At 63.1% G+C, this 15,235-nt stretch carries 14 protein-coding genes and 1 pseudogene; 5 read left to right on the top strand and 10 right to left on the bottom strand.

The window, feature by feature from the left end:
* Window positions 1-6: 6 nt before the first annotated feature.
* Together glyA and PSEMAI1_RS0106100 are read right to left on the bottom strand one after the other, a co-directional pair.
* Window positions 7-1,266, bottom strand: coding sequence for a serine hydroxymethyltransferase (gene glyA, locus PSEMAI1_RS0106105; RefSeq protein WP_024302014.1), 1,260 nt, complete (start codon window positions 1,264-1,266; stop codon window positions 7-9).
* A 78-nt stretch (window positions 1,267-1,344) separates the two neighbouring features.
* Window positions 1,345-2,556, bottom strand: a complete 1,212-nt coding sequence (locus tag PSEMAI1_RS0106100; protein ID WP_024302013.1) for a M24 family metallopeptidase — start codon at window positions 2,554-2,556, stop codon at window positions 1,345-1,347.
* A 266-nt stretch (window positions 2,557-2,822) separates the two neighbouring features.
* Between PSEMAI1_RS0106100 and PSEMAI1_RS0106095 the strand changes: the two genes are divergently transcribed.
* The 3 genes from PSEMAI1_RS0106095 to PSEMAI1_RS22390 all read left to right on the top strand — a co-directional run bounded on the left by PSEMAI1_RS0106095 (window position 2,823) and on the right by PSEMAI1_RS22390 (window position 5,053).
* Window positions 2,823-3,821: a GlxA family transcriptional regulator gene (locus tag PSEMAI1_RS0106095; protein WP_024302012.1), complete on the top strand. Its 999-nt coding sequence runs from the start codon at window positions 2,823-2,825 to the stop codon at window positions 3,819-3,821.
* Window positions 3,822-4,166: 345 nt separating this feature from the next.
* Window positions 4,167-4,955, top strand: a complete 789-nt coding sequence (gene otnI / locus PSEMAI1_RS0106090) for a 2-oxo-tetronate isomerase (RefSeq protein WP_024302011.1) — start codon at window positions 4,167-4,169, stop codon at window positions 4,953-4,955.
* Window positions 4,952-5,053: an NAD(P)-dependent oxidoreductase gene (locus PSEMAI1_RS22390; protein WP_198019690.1), complete on the top strand. Its 102-nt coding sequence runs from the start codon at window positions 4,952-4,954 to the stop codon at window positions 5,051-5,053. Before otnI ends, PSEMAI1_RS22390 begins: the two co-directional genes overlap by 4 nt.
* Window positions 5,054-5,076: 23 nt before the next feature.
* On the opposite strand, the gene PSEMAI1_RS20850 is transcribed toward PSEMAI1_RS22390, so the two are convergent.
* Together PSEMAI1_RS20850 and nosP are read right to left on the bottom strand one after the other, a co-directional pair.
* Window positions 5,077-6,237 carry a GGDEF domain-containing protein gene (locus tag PSEMAI1_RS20850; RefSeq protein WP_024302010.1) on the bottom strand — a complete coding sequence of 387 codons (1,161 nt, stop codon included), beginning with the start codon at window positions 6,235-6,237 and terminating at the stop codon, window positions 5,077-5,079.
* A complete protein-coding gene (gene nosP / locus PSEMAI1_RS0106075; RefSeq protein ID WP_024302009.1) occupies window positions 6,230-7,390 on the bottom strand; it encodes a nitric oxide-sensing protein NosP in 1,161 nt (386 codons plus the stop codon). The genes PSEMAI1_RS20850 and nosP overlap by 8 nt, the downstream gene beginning before the upstream one ends.
* 518 nt (window positions 7,391-7,908) lie before the next feature.
* Here nosP and PSEMAI1_RS22470 point away from each other — a divergent pair.
* Window positions 7,909-8,256 (top strand): annotated as a pseudogene (locus tag PSEMAI1_RS22470) (transposase); the annotation flags it as partial.
* Between the two features lie 43 nt (window positions 8,257-8,299).
* Window positions 8,300-8,491: an RES family NAD+ phosphorylase gene (locus PSEMAI1_RS22465; protein WP_369793192.1), complete on the top strand. Its 192-nt coding sequence runs from the start codon at window positions 8,300-8,302 to the stop codon at window positions 8,489-8,491.
* Between the two features lie 63 nt (window positions 8,492-8,554).
* Here PSEMAI1_RS22465 and PSEMAI1_RS0106060 read toward each other — a convergent pair whose 3' ends face one another.
* The 6 genes from PSEMAI1_RS0106060 to PSEMAI1_RS0106035 all read right to left on the bottom strand — a co-directional run bounded on the left by PSEMAI1_RS0106060 (window position 8,555) and on the right by PSEMAI1_RS0106035 (window position 15,200).
* Entirely contained in the window at window positions 8,555-9,739 is a 1,185-nt protein-coding gene (locus PSEMAI1_RS0106060; protein WP_024302007.1) for an acetyl-CoA C-acyltransferase family protein, read from the bottom strand.
* Between the two features lie 27 nt (window positions 9,740-9,766).
* Complete coding sequence (locus PSEMAI1_RS21690) at window positions 9,767-9,904, bottom strand: hypothetical protein (protein ID WP_156943091.1); 138 nt, start codon at window positions 9,902-9,904, stop codon at window positions 9,767-9,769.
* A 401-nt stretch (window positions 9,905-10,305) separates the two neighbouring features.
* Window positions 10,306-11,514: a porin gene (locus PSEMAI1_RS0106050; protein ID WP_024302006.1), complete on the bottom strand. Its 1,209-nt coding sequence runs from the start codon at window positions 11,512-11,514 to the stop codon at window positions 10,306-10,308.
* 418 nt (window positions 11,515-11,932) lie between these two features.
* Complete coding sequence (locus PSEMAI1_RS0106045) at window positions 11,933-13,021, bottom strand: TRAP transporter substrate-binding protein (protein ID WP_024302005.1); 1,089 nt, start codon at window positions 13,019-13,021, stop codon at window positions 11,933-11,935.
* Between the two features lie 59 nt (window positions 13,022-13,080).
* Window positions 13,081-14,580, bottom strand: a complete 1,500-nt coding sequence (locus PSEMAI1_RS0106040) for a TRAP transporter large permease subunit (protein WP_024302004.1) — start codon at window positions 14,578-14,580, stop codon at window positions 13,081-13,083.
* Window positions 14,577-15,200, bottom strand: coding sequence for a TRAP transporter small permease subunit (locus PSEMAI1_RS0106035; protein ID WP_232219848.1), 624 nt, complete (start codon window positions 15,198-15,200; stop codon window positions 14,577-14,579). The genes PSEMAI1_RS0106040 and PSEMAI1_RS0106035 overlap by 4 nt, the downstream gene beginning before the upstream one ends.
* Window positions 15,201-15,235 lie beyond the last annotated feature (35 nt).

The raw sequence follows: 15,235 nt of genomic DNA, 5'->3' as shown, positions 1-15,235 counted from the left end.
GGCCTCTCAGCGTCGCTGGTAGACGGGGAAATCACGGCACAGCGCGGCCACCTGGGCACGCACCGCGGCGACGACCTCTTCGTTGCCGAGGTTGTCGAGCACGTCGCAGATCAGCGTCGCGGTGCGCGCCGACTCGTACTCGGTGAAGCCGCGCGTGGTGATCGCCGGTGAGCCGATGCGGATGCCGCTGGTGACGAACGGGCTTTGCGGATCGTTCGGCACGGCGTTCTTGTTCACCGTGATGTGCGCCCGGCCCAGCGCCGCGTCGGCATCCTTGCCGGTGATACCCTTGTTGATCAGGCTGAGCAGGAACAGGTGGTCGTCGGTGCCGCCGGACACCACCTCGTAGCCGCGCTCCTGGAATACCGTAACCATGGCGCGGGCGTTGGCGATCACGCGGCGTTGATAGTCCTTGAACTCGGGCTGCAGCGCCTCGAGGAAGGCCACCGCCTTGGCGGCGATGACGTGCATCAACGGGCCGCCCTGGATGCCGGGGAACACCAGCGAGCTGAACTTCTTCTCCAGCTCCGGGTTGCTCTTGGCCAGGATCAGGCCGCCGCGCGGGCCACGCAGGGTCTTGTGGGTGGTGGTGGTGACGACGTCGGCGAACGGCACCGGGTTCGGGTACAGCCCGGCGGCAACCAGGCCCGCCACGTGGGCCATGTCGACGAACAGGTAGGCGCCGACGCTGTCGGCGATCTCGCGGAAGCGGGCGAAGTCGAGCACGCGAGCGTAGGCAGAGAAGCCGGCCACGATCATCTTCGGTCGGTGTTCTTCGGCCAACCTTTGCACTTCGTCGTAATCAATCAGTCCGGTGTCCGGGTTGAGGCCGTACTGCACGGCGTTGTAGATCTTGCCGGAGAAATTGACCTTGGCGCCGTGGGTGAGGTGGCCGCCATGCGCCAGGCTCATGCCGAGCACGGTGTCGTGCGGTTCCAGCAGGGCCATGTAGACCGCGGCGTTGGCCTGGCTGCCCGAGTGCGGCTGCACGTTGGCGTAGTCGGCACCGAACAGTTGCTTGGCGCGGTCGATGGCGAGCTGCTCGACCACGTCGACGTGCTCGCAGCCGCCGTAGTAGCGCTTGCCCGGGTAGCCTTCGGCGTACTTGTTGGTGAGCACCGAGCCCTGCGCCTGCATCACGCGCGGACTGGTGTAGTTTTCCGAAGCGATGAGTTCGATGTGGTCTTCCTGGCGTTGGCGTTCCGCCTCCAGCGCACTCCACAAGGCGTCATCGAACTCCGCAATGGTCTGATCTTGCGAGAACATCCTGCATCTCCTTCGTGTTTCTTGTCTTTGTCTCCGGCGGCAGTCGAGTGCCGCCGGAGTGTGCTGCCAGCCTAAAAATCAGGCCTTGATGATGTTGTGCTCAGGGCCGTACTTGAAGCCGGTGATGTTCTCCGCGCCGTTCTCGTGCACCACCAGGATGTCGTGCTCGCGGTAGCCGCCGGCGCCCGGCATGCCTTCCGGCAGCATGATCATCGGCTCCATCGACACCACCATGTTCGGCTCGAGCACGGTGTCGATGTCCTCGCGCAGTTCCAGCCCGGCTTCACGGCCGTAGTAGTGGCTCAGCACGCCGAAGGAGTGGCCGTAGCCGAAGGTGCGGTACTTGAGCAGGTCGTACTTCTCGTAGATCTTGTTGAGTTCCTTGGCGATTTCGCCGCAGACCGCGCCCGGCTTGATCAGCTCAAGGCCCGCTTCGTGCACCTCGACGTTGATCTTCCACAGGCGCAGATGCGCGTCCGGGCAGTGGTCGAAGAACATGGTGCGTTCCAGCGCGGTGTAGTAGCCGGAAATCATCGAGAAACAGTTGAGGCTGAGGATGTCACCCTTCTGCACCTTGCGCGTGGTGACCGGGTTGTGGGCGCCGTCGGTGTTGATGCCGGACTGGAACCAAGTCCAGGTATCCATCAGTTCGGAATCCGGGAAGCGGCGGGCGATCTCGCGCACCATCGCCTGGGTCGAGGCCAGCGCCACCTCGTGTTCCGGCACGCCTTCGTGCACCGCGGCGGCCAGTGCCGCGCCACCCACGTCGCACACCTGCGCGCCGTGCTTGATCAGGGCGATCTCTTCGGCCGACTTGATCATGCGCATGCGCATGGTGGCGGCGCTGATGTCGACGAACTCCACCGACGGCAGCGCGGCGCGCAGCTTGTTCAGCGCCTCGACCGGCAACTGGTCGTACTCGAGGCCGACACGGCCCTTGTTGGGGATTTCCTGCTGCACGGCGCGGTAGAAGTTGTCGCGCTGCCAGTCGGTGTAGACCACGTTGTAGTCGCCGACGGTACGGCGCCACGGCTGGCCGCCATCGATGTTGGCCGAGATCGACACCACCTTGTCGCCCGTCACCACCAGGCCGTACTTGCGGCCGAACGAGCAGTACAGGAAATCGGCGTAGTAGTTGATGTTGTGGTACGAGGTGAACAGCACGCTGTCGATGTTCTGGCTGGCCATCAGCTCGCGCAGCTTGCGCTGGCGGTTGGCGTACTCGGCATCGGAGAAGGTGTGCTTGGCTTTCTCACCGTTCTCGATTTTGATCAGACTTTCCAGTTCCATTTACTCTCTCCTCTTGTGATGTGTTGTCACGGTGGACGAGATAGATAGTAGGGTTCTGGAACAAATCGAAATTCTTGTTTACGACAAAATACTTTCTGTATACGTTAGCAAGCAGACCGCCACGGCCCGCCGTGTCGCCCCTCCCACCCGCCTGCGGCCAAGGGATACAGGGGAACGATGCGCGTCTGGCCGCGACGCCGCGAATCGGGCACCATCGCCTGTTCACACACGCAAGAACACCACCCGGCCGCCGCCTCGAGATCGTCATGAACAACGCCCCTACTCCGATTCCAAACGGCATCCATAATCTGCAGGTCACCACCTTCGGCTTTCTGCTGATCAAGGACTTTTCCCTGATTGCACTCAGTACCGCGGTGGACCCGCTGCGCATCGCCAACATGGTGGTGGGGCGCAAGGTCTACACCTTCAAGCTGCTGTCGGTGGACGGCGACTCGGTCACTTCCAGCGATGGCATCCGGGTGTTCACCGAAGGCACCATCGCCGACAACGAGGTGTTCGACACCGTGTTCGTGGTCGGCCCCAACCCCATCCCCCAGCCGCGCAACCTCGGCATCACGCGCTGGCTGCGCTACCAGGACGGCAAGGGCGCGGCGCTGGGCGGCATCGATACCGGCAGCTACTACCTGGCGCGCGCCGGCCTGCTTGACGGCTACCGCTGCACCATCCACTGGGAAGACCAGGACTTGCTGGTGGAACGCTTCCCCAAGCTGATCGTCTCCAACCGCCTCTACGAGGTGGACAACAAGCGCTACACCTGCAGCGGCGGGGTCGCCCCGCTCGACATGATGGTGCAGCTGATCAGCCGCTCCCCCGGCACTCGCAACCTGGGCGCGCGCGTACTGGAACTCCTGGTGGCGGAGAAACGCAGCCACGAACAGCGCCAGCGCGCCTCGCTGCGGCAATACCAGGGCACGGAGCTACCCAAGCTGGAAGAAGCGCTGCAACTGATGGAGAGCAATATCGAAGAGACGCTGTCGATCGCCGAGATCGCCGCCTACCTCTCGGTCTCGGTGCGGCAACTGGAGCGCTGGTTCCAGGATCGCCTCAACAAGACCCCGGCCCAGGCCTACATGGAAATCCGCCTGCTGCGCGCGCGGCAGCTGCTCTACCGCACCGCCAAGCCGCTCGAGGAGGTGTGCGCCAACACCGGCTTTGTCTCCACCACCCACTTCGCCACCAAGTACAAGGCGCAGTTCGAGATTTCTCCGATCACCGACCGCAAGCGCTACCAGGGCATGCTCTGAGCAGAGCGTGAACGGCATACCGGACAACGCCCTGCGGCTGCGCGAACTGATGCTGAACCACAGGGCCAGGTCGACGGCAGCCTCGGCCTCGCCCCTACACCGGCATGTACGTCCTGGCCGCCAGTCTGGTGATCGGCTCCATCGCGGTGCTGAAAACCCCCGCCAAGCTGGTCAACCGCTAAACTTGGTTTCAACATGACGGCAGAGATCCAATACGGCGTTGTGCGGGGTCTGGAATCCTCGTGTACGCGAGTACACTCCTCCGGGTGCCACGCCTTGGGTCTCTTCGCCGCTGTTGAAATCCAGGTTGCCCGAATAATTACTAGCTGAAGCAAAGAGATCGCCATGCCGCAATTTGCCGCCAATCTGACCATGATGTACCCGGAACACGCCTTTCTCGACCGCTTCGCGGCGGCGGCGCAAGACGGGTTTCGTGCGGTCGAGTACCTGTTTCCCTACGACTACCCGGCGGCGGGCATCGCCTCCCGCCTCGACGCCCACGGCCTGACCCAGGCGCTGTTCAATCTGCCGCCGGGCGACTGGGCGGCCGGCGAGCGCGGCATCGCCGCCCTGCCGGGACGCGAGGCCGAGTTCGCCGCCTCGGTCGAGCTTGCCCTCGCCTACGCCGACGCGACCGGCTGCAGCCGCCTGCACGCGATGGCCGGACTGGTGCCACAAGGCGCCGACCTCGCCGCGATGCGCGCCACCTTCGTCGCCAACCTGCGTCTGGCGGCACGCCGCTGCGCCGCGCAGGGCATCACACTGTTGATCGAACCGATCAACAACCGCGACATGCCGGGCTACTTCCTCAACTACCAGCAGCAGGCGCACGACATCGTGGCCGAGGCGGGCGAGCCCAATCTGAAAGTGCAGATGGATTGGTACCACTGCCAGATCATGGAGGGCGACATCGCCATGCGCCTGCGTCGCCATTTCGCCGGCGTCGGCCACGTCCAGATCGCCGGCGTACCGGAGCGCCACGAGCCGGACAGCGGAGAACTCAACTACCCCTACCTGTTCGCGCTGCTCGACGAGCTGGGCTACGACGGCTACGTCGGCTGCGAATACCGGCCGCGAGCCGGTACCTCGGCCGGGCTGGGATGGTTTCAGCCGTACAAGGAGGCACAACGATGAAAGTGCTGATTACCGGTGGAGCTGGTTTCATCGGCGCACGGCTGGCGCGCACGCTGCTCAATGCGCTGCGCACCGCCGGCGGTGTGCCCTGGCCTTAGCCAAAGCATGCCGGCCTTTCCGGCTACCTCACTCCTTGCAAGAGGCTCGCGCCCGATGCGGCACAACTTCGGACCTGATTGCGGCCGCCCTCTTTCGCGTCGTAAAGCGCCTTATCGGCGGCAGCGATCAACTCATCGTCATTCATGCCATGCCGAGGGAACGAGGCCACGCCGAATGATGCCGTCACCGCAAAAGTTGTGCCACCGAACGTCACCGGTGTCGCCGCTATTTCCCGGCGCAATTGCTCGGCACGCTCGCAGGCAGCCTTTTCATCCATGCCAGGCAGCACCAGCAGAAACTCTTCCCCACCATAACGACAATAGATATCGCTTCCCCGCGCATGGCGCCTCATCAAGTCGCCGAAGACCCTCAGCGCCTCATCCCCGGCCAGATGGCCGTACCGGTCATTGATGGACTTGAAGTGATCGAGGTCGCCCATGATCACACTGACGGAATGACCCTGGCGCTGCGCCAGCATCAATCCGCGGCCCAGGGTCTCGTCCAGATAGCGGCGGTTGTAGAGCCCCGTGAGGGCATCGTGAGTGGATTGTTCGCGCAGTTGCTCCTGCAAGGCCAGCACTTCGCGCTCGGCGCGGATACGCTCGGTAATGTCCATGGCGAGGCTGATGATCGCCAGGGCCCCGCCGACCTCCATCGCGCTGCTCTGAATCTCGACATCGATCACGGCCCCGTCCTTGCGCTGCCCGCGGAACACATAATCGACCCGTTCCACTTCACCGCTGAGACGCTTGCGCAATTGTTCCGCGACCAGCGGCCGGTCTTCTTCGATGGCGACGTCAAGCGGACCCAACTTGCCGATTTCCTCGGCGCTGTAGCCGAAAATCTCGTCGAACTTGGGATTGCTATAACTGAACTTCCCGCTCTCGATGATGGCGATCCCGACCAGGGATTGACTCACCACGCCGCGGAACCTCGCCTCCGATTCACGCAAGGCGCGCGTGACTTTTTCGTTCTCGCTTAGCGCTGCCTCCAGATCCTCGGTACGGCGACGCACCTGTTCCTCCAGCATGATCGCAGTCTGGAACAACCCGAAATCGGAGGAATGCGCATTGGTGCTGCGCTCGGCATGGTTCATCAGCGCCTGGATGACCTTGTTCAGCCGGGCAATCTCGGCCCGCAACGTCACCTCGTCGGCGCCGGGCGGTGGCTCTCGTTCAGCCATTGTGCAGTTCCGGAATGGTGGCGCCGATGGCGATGCCGGTCAGCGTCTGATTGACATGGATGCCGCGATACTGCTCGCCATAGGTGTTGAACCCTATCGCATTGTTATGCTTGAAGATCTCGCCGACATGATCGGTGAGCCCGCTTTGCGCAATCTCCAGTTTGCGCAGGATGCAGTCACAGCCGATGACCAGTTGCGGCGGGCCGATTTCGTTTTGAATCGCGGCGAAGGACTGCTCCATGTTGAGCACCAGATCGACCCCGTGTGCCACGCGCAAAACCAGCCCCTCCTCGATGGCACAGTAAAAGGTCAAACTGCCGTCCGGGTTGACCTTCTGGATGGAACGCACATAGTTCGTGCTATCTATGAGCACCACCACGGGGGACGCCGCGAAACGTGTCGCGTCCAGATCGCGAGCGGCGACACCGACCACCCTGGCATACTCCTCCGCGGCAGGCAGGCCATTGATTTCCGTGACGACGCGATTGGCAATGTCGGCGGCAGTGACGACCAGCCTTTCTTCGGTAGGCACGAAGTGCTGGATCTTGAATATGCGAAGAGGCAAGGGGGTGGTCAGCAGAATCATGACCGCACTGTCGCGATGAAAGCGCCCACCGAAATAAACATGGGTGCTGCCGAAGTTCAAACCATCGCCGGCCGAGCCGCCAATCAGCGGCAAGCGGCCGAGGGCGTTTTGCAAGGCACGCGCCACCGGCTCTTCGCGTATCGACAGACCGTCGACCAGCAGAAAGGCCACGCTGTTCTGCGGGCTTGCTTGCGGCGCCATGCTTTCCAGCCTCTGCAACTGGGCTATGGCGAAAGCCTGCCCCTTGGCGAATTCGAACCGCTGCAAGTGCTCGATACGGCCACTCACGGCAGTAAACTCCCCTGCCGGAAAACTCACCCCGGAAATGCTGTGCTCACGGTAACCGAGCGGACCAATCTCCCCTGCCGTGGTGCACCCCACCACCTGCACCCCGGCAAACAACCGGTCCATCTCCTCGGCCAGCACGTCGAGGTCGTACTCGCTGGAACAGAAGAAAAGAACCAGCCCCATGCCCGGTTGCGCCACCTGCGCAAAAAACTCCCTGACCGCCTCACGCGGATCGCTCGCGCACGATTGACCGGTCCGAATACTGTTGTGGGGTTTCATCCGTTACTCCTCTTTCGCTCACGACTTGCGGTCGGCACCCCAACCCACGGCAGCGGCAGCTGCGTGCTGACGGCGCGGTCTGTTCGCCTCCGAGAGCTGCCGGCTAGCCGTCGCCATCCATACGCGCGCAGTGTTGCACCATCCTCTCCTTCACTATTCATCAAATAAAGGTTAGACCATTGACGTCGTCATCCCCAACTTCCAAAGGGGAACGGATCAGACCGATCTCGTGCTCAGAGAGCCACCATGACGTCCCCCAGGAATGGCTGATGCCGGGCACGGCAGATGGGCTGAGCAGAATGGCGAAGGCGAGCCACCGCGACGACGAGGGTCGGCTTTGGCTGGCGGAAACGTTTATTGATGAAGAAGGTGTGATCCACACCACGCAGACCTGCGGGGAGTCAAGCAGCGATATAGCAAGGAGCAGGCGGGGGTGCGCCGGGAGTTGGGTTCGTCAGAGGGAGAATTAACGCGCTTGTTTGCACTCCTAGCCGATAGAGTCCACGGAAGTGGTGTAAATGCAGGCAGATGGTAGAAGGCCATCGACGAACTCCGGTAAGGTTGATTTTGCGAAGAATCAGACTTACCCAATGGAGAACTCGATGGCCAACGACAGCATGGCATTTGTGGAGCGTTTGAAGCAACAGGGCGGAGGCGATTTTCTGCGCTCACTGGTGGAGTCGGTGCTCGCCGACCTGATGGAATGCGAGGTCACGAACCAGATCGGCGCGGACCTGCATGAGCGCAACGGGGATCGCCAAGCCTATCGCAATGGTTACCGTGACCGCCTCCTCCATAGCCGACTCGGCACGCTCGAACTGCAAGTGCCAAAGCTGCGCAGCGGCACTTACTTCCCATCCTTTCTCGAGCCCAGGCGGTTAAGCCCCCGGGCTGATCGGCTGGGATGCTGTGCCAACGGGCAAAGTGAACCTGGACTATGGCGATGTATGGGTGAGAAAAAGCCGCTCGGCCGTATTGCTCGTCCTCTCGATCATCGTTCCCGAAGAGCGGAACATCCTCATCAATCCCAAACACCCGGAAGCATCACGTATCCACGCGAAGAAGGTTCGCAAGTGGCTGTACGACTCACGCATGGCATAAACGGCGCAGCATCCCAAGAATGCTGCGCCTGAACTTGCCGTGGCCAGCGCTTCGCCAACTGCCTTACACGCGCTCGAACACCGCCGCGATGCCCTGGCCGCCGCCGATGCACATGGTCACCAGCGCGTAGCGTCCGCCGGTACGGTGCAGCTCGTAGACCGCCTTGGTGGTGATGATGGCGCCGGTAGCGCCGACCGGGTGGCCGAGCGAGATGCCGGAGCCGTTCGGGTTGACCTTGGCCGGGTCGAAGCCGAGTTCCTTGGCCACCGCGCAGGCCTGGGCAGCGAACGCCTCGTTCGATTCGATGACATCCAGATCGTTCACGGTCAGGCCGGCGCGCTGCAAGGCGATGCGGCTGGCCGGCACCGGGCCGATACCCATGTGGTCCGGCTCCACCCCGGCGTGGCCCCAGGCCACCAGCCGTGCCAGCGGCGTCAGACCGAGCGCCTGCACACGGTCGTAGCTGGCCAGCACCACGGCGGCGCCGCCGTCGTTGAGGCCGGAGGCGTTCCCAGCGGTAACGGTCCCATCTTTCTGGAACGCCGGCTTCATCTTGGCGAGCTGCTCCAGCGAAGCATCGGCGCGCACGTGCTCGTCAGTATCGAACAAGACCGTGCCCTTGCGGCTGGCGATCTCGACCGGCACGATCTGTTCCTTGAAGCGGCCCGCGGCGATGGCGCGCGCGGCGCGCTGCTGGCTTTCCAGCGCCAGCGCGTCCTGCATCTCGCGGCTGATGCCGTAGCGCGTGGCGACGTTCTCGGCGGTCACCCCCATATGGATCTGCTGCCACGGGTCGTGCAGGATGCCGAGCATATAGTCGACCATCTGAGCGTTGCCCATGCGGGTGCCCCAGCGCGCGCCCGGCATAAGGTAGGGGCCACGGCTCATCGACTCGGCGCCGCCGCCGACCGCGAGGTCGGCATCACCGAGCTGGATCGCCTGCGCCGCCATCAGAATGGCCTGCAGGCCGGAACCGCACAGCCGGTTGACGTTGAACGCCGGAGTTTCCTTGGGGATGCAGGCATCCATCGCCGCCACGCGCGACAGATAGGCGTCACGCGGTTCGGTCGGGATCACGTTGCCCATCACCACGTGGCCGATGGCATCCGGCGCCACGCCGGCACGCTCGATCGCGGCGCGCACGGCGGTGGTGGCGAGCTGAGTGGCGGGCACATCCTTGAGCGAGCCGCCGAAGGTGCCGATGGCGGTGCGCGCGGCTCCAACGATGAAGATTTCTTTCTGGGACATGGTTTTTTCCTTAAGAAGATTTATTCATTAGATCAATACATCTCCGGGTATGCGCACCCAGCCTTCCATCAACACGCGCGCGCTGTAGGCGTTGATGGCACCCACTACTTGCAGGGGACGTTCGGTTTTGACCGCTTCACGAAAACGCAGGCCGGGAGTGGACATGAGGGGATTCCTTCCAACAATAAACGGAGCCATGAGAGACCGTGCCGGTAGCGGCCTCGGGTCAGGCAAAACAACCAAGCACTTGCTTGACCATCACCCCATCCTGATGTCAGACAAAATTAAAGCAAGCGCTTGGTTTTTTTATTGCAGCGCACCGAGCCATGCCGTCAAAACCCGGCAAGACTCTGTTATTTTAAAATTGGTTCTGTTCGCGTTCATCGTTGGTACTTTTGGCCTTCACGCTTCAAAGCCACTCCCAGCTTGGGTTTGCGGCTATAGGGCAGCACTCTGCAAAACCAAGCAGGATAAGGCATTCAGAAATTACCAACGCTCAACGCGAACAGAGCCTAAAAAATCTATGGTCAGCCCGAAGACGGTCAAGGTTGCACCTGGCAAACGGTTCAGAACCAGTAGTTGACGTTGAACGACAGCTGGTGCCAGCCCTCGCCCTTGGCCGGCGAGCTGCTGCCGAGCGCGGTGCCGGACAGGTAAGGCACATAGGTGCCGTTGCTGTCATTCTTCAGCTTGGTCAGGAACACGCCGGCAAAGGCGTTCTTGGCCAGCGCGTAGTCGTAGCCGACGGTGAGCTGGCTGGCGCCGCTGTTAGCCACGTTGGAGGTGTTGCCGGCCTTGGTGTAGGTCAGGTAGGCCATATGGTCGCCAAAGCCGTAGCTGACCGGCAGCATCCACACGCCGCGCTTGGCATCCTTGCCGGTGGACACGCCGTTCTTCACCGTGGTGTTGTCATACACCAGGCCGAGCTTCAGGTTGAACGGCAGCGTGTAGCCGGCGCCCAGGCGGTAGCCGCGCGTATCGAGCGTGCTGCCCTGCGGCTTCTGGTCCAGCAGGCTCAGCGAGGCGGTCAGCGGACCATCGTTGTAGCGCAGACGGCCGTACCAGGTGCCGCCGGCCGTGTAGTCGGCCGCGCAACTGGTGGCGGTCGCTGCACAGTGCTGTTCGTCGCCCGCGGCGTTCTTGGTGTAGGCGATGCTGCCATCCAGACCGCCGAACTTGGGCGAGTCATAGCGCAGCACGTTGCGCGAGCGGGTGATGCCGGTGGTGTAGTAGCGAGTGGTGCCGTTGGCCACTTCGCTCAGCAGGTTGAAGGTAGCGAGCGACTGGACATCCCAGGTGCGGTACGATTCGCCCGCGCCGTTGAGGCCGAAGTTGGGCACCGCCATGGTGTCGGTGTAATAGAGCGTGGATTTGCCGAAGGTGGCCTGGCCCCACTGGCCGGCGAGGCCGAACCAGGTATCGCCGTCGGCCCAGCCGGTGGCGTCGCCCACGCGGGTGGTCACCGGGGATTGCCCCTCGGTCAGAGCATCGGACGGGCGGGTGTCGGTGGTGAGGCGGCTTTCGATGCGGCCGATCGCCTTCAGCCCGTTGCCGAGGTCGGTGGAGCCGGAAAAGATCAGGCGCGAGGTGTTGTCGTCCAGGCGCTGCTCGTTCTTGGTGCCGCGCCCGTTGTCCTCCACCTTGGACCACTTCTGACCGACCGCCAGCAGGCCGGAAATCGACAGTTGCGTGTTGCTGCCCACCTGGAAATCCAGTGCATGGGCGGATAGCGGCAGGGCCAGCGCGACTGCGACGGCAATTGACAGCTTCTTCATTCCAAATCCTCTCCTTAGTGCAGGGCCTTTTCAAATGAGCAGCGCTTCGTGGAGGACCCAACCACTAGCGCCTTGGTATCGTTGTGCTGCCTTGAGTCGGTCGGGATAAGAAACGATGGTAAAGAGGCGGAGAGGAGGCGGCAGTCGGAAGCTTCCGTGCCGGCTGTAGGATAATTCCGATTGGCGATCTTGATGGGAACTATGGCCTGTTCACTGAAAATGCCTGGCATTCGATACAATAAAAAAGGTGGCGGAGCCAAGGCCCACGCCACCATAACGACAGAAGACAGCGCTAGCTGCCAATACTACAGAGGGATACATCTGCCACACAGATAGTAGCGATCCCTATGGTGCATGCCAGCCGGAATCTTCCGATCCGGCTGTCAGATAGTTCCGATCTTGTTTATTTGACTCGCGCTTATTTGACGCGGTTGCTGTACATGAAGCTTTCCATGCTCGCTTCCGGCAGGTTGAACCAGGCCTGCTCGGACGCGCGGAACTTCTTCCATGACGCGTAGATCTTGGCAAAGCTCGGGTTCTTGGCCGCTTCCTCGTCATACAGCTTGAACGCCTCGACCTGCGCGGCCTTCATCACGTCCTGCGGGAATTTGTGCAGCTTGGCGCCCTTCTGCAGCAGGCTGACCAGCGCATGCGGGTTCTTGGCGTCGTACTCGGCCTGCATCAGGATGTTGGATTCGGCCGCTGCGGTTTCGAATGCTGCCTTGTAGTCGGCCGGCAGTTTGTCCCACTCCTTCTTGTTGATCAGGAACGTCAGTTGCGGACCCGGCTCCCAGAAGCCCGGGTAGTAGTAGTGCTTGGCCACCTTGTAGAAGCCGAGCTTTTCGTCGTCGTACGGGCCGACCCATTCAGTGGCGTCGATGGTGCCCTTCTCCAGCGCCGGATAGATGTCGCCGCCGGCGATGGTCTGCGGCACCGCGCCCAGGCGCGCCATCACCTCGCCGCCCATGCCCGGGATGCGCATTTTCAGGCCCTTCAGGTCGGCCAGGCTCTTGATCTCGTTGCGGAACCAGCCGCCCATCTGGGTGCCGGTGTTGCCGCCCGGGAAGTTGATCACGCCGTACTGGCCATACAGTTCACGCATCAGTTGCAGCCCGCCGCCGTAGTACATCCACGCCGCCTGCTGGCGCGAGGTGAGGCCGAACGGCAGCACGGCATCGAATGCAAACGCCTTGTTCTTGCCGACGTAGTAGGAACTGAACGTGTGGCCGGCTTCGACCGTGCCGCTCTGCACCGCGTCCAGCACCTGGGTGCCCGGCACGATCTCGCCGCCGGCGAACACGCGGATCTGGAACTTGCCGCCGGTCAGGCTGCTGACCCGGGTGGCCAGCGTTTCGCCGGCGCCGTAGATGGTATCGAGGCTCTTGGGGAAGCTCGATGCCAGGCGCCAGCGCACGGTCGGCCCCTCGGCCGCCAGCGCGCTACCACCGAACAGCGCGCCCATCAGGGCAACCACGGCGGCACTCTTCAGAAAGCTCCGTTTCTGCATGCTATTTCTCCTATCGTTCTATTTGCGTGATGCGGCCCCAACCGGGGCCGGATTCTTTGTCACTGCCCGGTCAGTTGCTTGAGCACGTCGGCGCTTTCTTCGGCTGCCGGCGCCGAGGCATCCCCAGCGGAGGCTTCACCCGCCGATGCCGAGGCATCGCCGGCCGTATCGAGCAGCATGCTGCCACCAACCTGGTCCATCATCTGGGTCGCCGCGCCCTCGTCCAGCGTCGCCTCCTTCTGCAGCGAACCGGTCACCAGTGACGGCATCGCGATCAGCAGCCCCACCATCACGAGCTGGATCAGCACAAAGGGAATGGCGCCCAGATAGATGCTGCGCGACTGCACCTCCTTCGGCGCCACGCTGCGCAGGTAGAACAGCGCAAAGCCGAACGGCGGGTGCATGAACGAGGTCTGCATGTTGACGCCCAGGATCACGCCGAACCACACCAGGTTGATGCCCAGGCTCTCGGCCACCGGCACCAGCAGCGGCACTAGGATGAAGGCGATCTCGAAGAAGTCGAGGAAGAACGCCAGCACGAACACCAACAGGTTGACGATCAACAGGAAGCCGACCGCGCCGCCCGGTAGCGAGGTGAACAGGTGCTCCACCCACTTGTCGCCGTCGACGCCGAGGAAGGCGATGCGGAACACGCGCGCGCCGATCAGGATGAACACCACGAAGGTGGTCAGCTTGATGGTGGAATCCATCGCCTGACGCAGCAGCGTGAGGTTCAAGCGGCGGTTGAGCAGCGCCAGCACCAGCGCGCCGACCGCGCCCATCGCGCCGCCCTCGGTCGGGGTGGCGAGGCCAAGGAAGATGGTGCCGAGCACCAGGAAGATCAGCAGCAGCGGCGGGATCATCACCAACAGCGCGCGCCGCGCCAGCGCGAAGCCGCGTAGCGTGCGCGCCGCTTCCGGCAACGCCGGCGCCCAGTGCGGCTTGACCAGCGTGACGAGCAGCACAAAGGCCGCGTAGAACGCCACCAAGAGCAGCCCGGGGGCCATCGCGCCGGCGTACATGTCGCCGACCGAGGTGCCGAGCTGGTCGGCCAGCACGATCAGGACCAGGCTCGGCGGGATGATCTGCGCCAGCGTCCCGGACGCGGCGATCACGCCGGTGGCGACGCGCTGGTCGTAGCCGTAGCGCAGCATGATCGGCAGCGAGATCAAGCCCATCGAGATCACCGACGCCGCCACCACGCCGGTGGTGGCCGCCAGCAGCGCGCCGACGAAGATCACCGCGTAGGCCAGGCCGCCGCGCACCTTGCCGAACAGCTGGCCGATAGTGTCGAGCATGTCCTCGGCCATGCCGGAACGTTCCAGGATCAGCCCCATGAAGGTGAAGAACGGGATCGCCAACAGGGTGTCGTTGCGCATGATGTCGAACACCTGGCGCGGCAAGGCCTGCAGCAGTTCCGGGCGCAACAGCTCAAAGTGGATGCCGATCCAACTGAACAAGAGGCCGACCGCCGCCAGCGCGAACGCTACCGGGTAGCCGATCAACAGAAAGGCGATCAGCGCGCCGAACATGGTCGGCGCCATCATGGCGAGATTCATGCGCGCTCCTCCACCAGTTGCTCGGGCGCTGCCGCCTCAGGCTGATCGCTACCGAGCGGGTCCGGGCCGTGGCCGGTCAGGAACGCCACACGCTTGATCAGCTCGGACACGCCCTGCGCCAGCAGCAGCGCGAAGCCGACCGGGATCAGCAGCAGCACCGGCCAGCGGATCAGGCCGCCGGCATCGGGCGACATCTCGCCGCTGACCCAGGCGTCGACGAACATCGGCCAGCCAAAGGCGACCAAGAGCACGCAGGTCGGCGTGAGAAACAGCAGCGTGCAGACGATGTCGACCACGGCCTGGGCGCGCCGGCTGAGCCGGCTGCTGATGAGGTCGATGCGGATGTGTTCGTTCTTCTGCAGCGTATAGGCGGCGGCGAGCAGGAACATCGCCGAGAACAGATACCACTGGATTTCGAGGAAGGCGTTCGAGCTGAGGTCGAACGCCTTGCGCACCAGCGCGTTGCCGGCGCTGATCAGCACTACGGCCAGCACGACCCATGATGCGGAGCGGCCGATGCGCGCGGTGATGGCGTCGATCAGGCGCGCCGCCGCGAGCAGGGACGGCATGGTGTCGCGGGTGGGAGGTCGGATGCTGAGGACTGTGTCCGTATCAGCCATGTTGGTTGCTCCTATGCTTGTGTGATGGTTGTTGC

This window comes from Pseudogulbenkiania sp. MAI-1 (assembly GCF_000527175.1).
GTDB lineage: Bacteria > Pseudomonadota > Gammaproteobacteria > Burkholderiales > Chromobacteriaceae > Pseudogulbenkiania.
The sequence above is the reverse complement of the archived record's forward strand: the minus strand, read 5'-3'. Positions and strand labels throughout refer to the sequence as shown.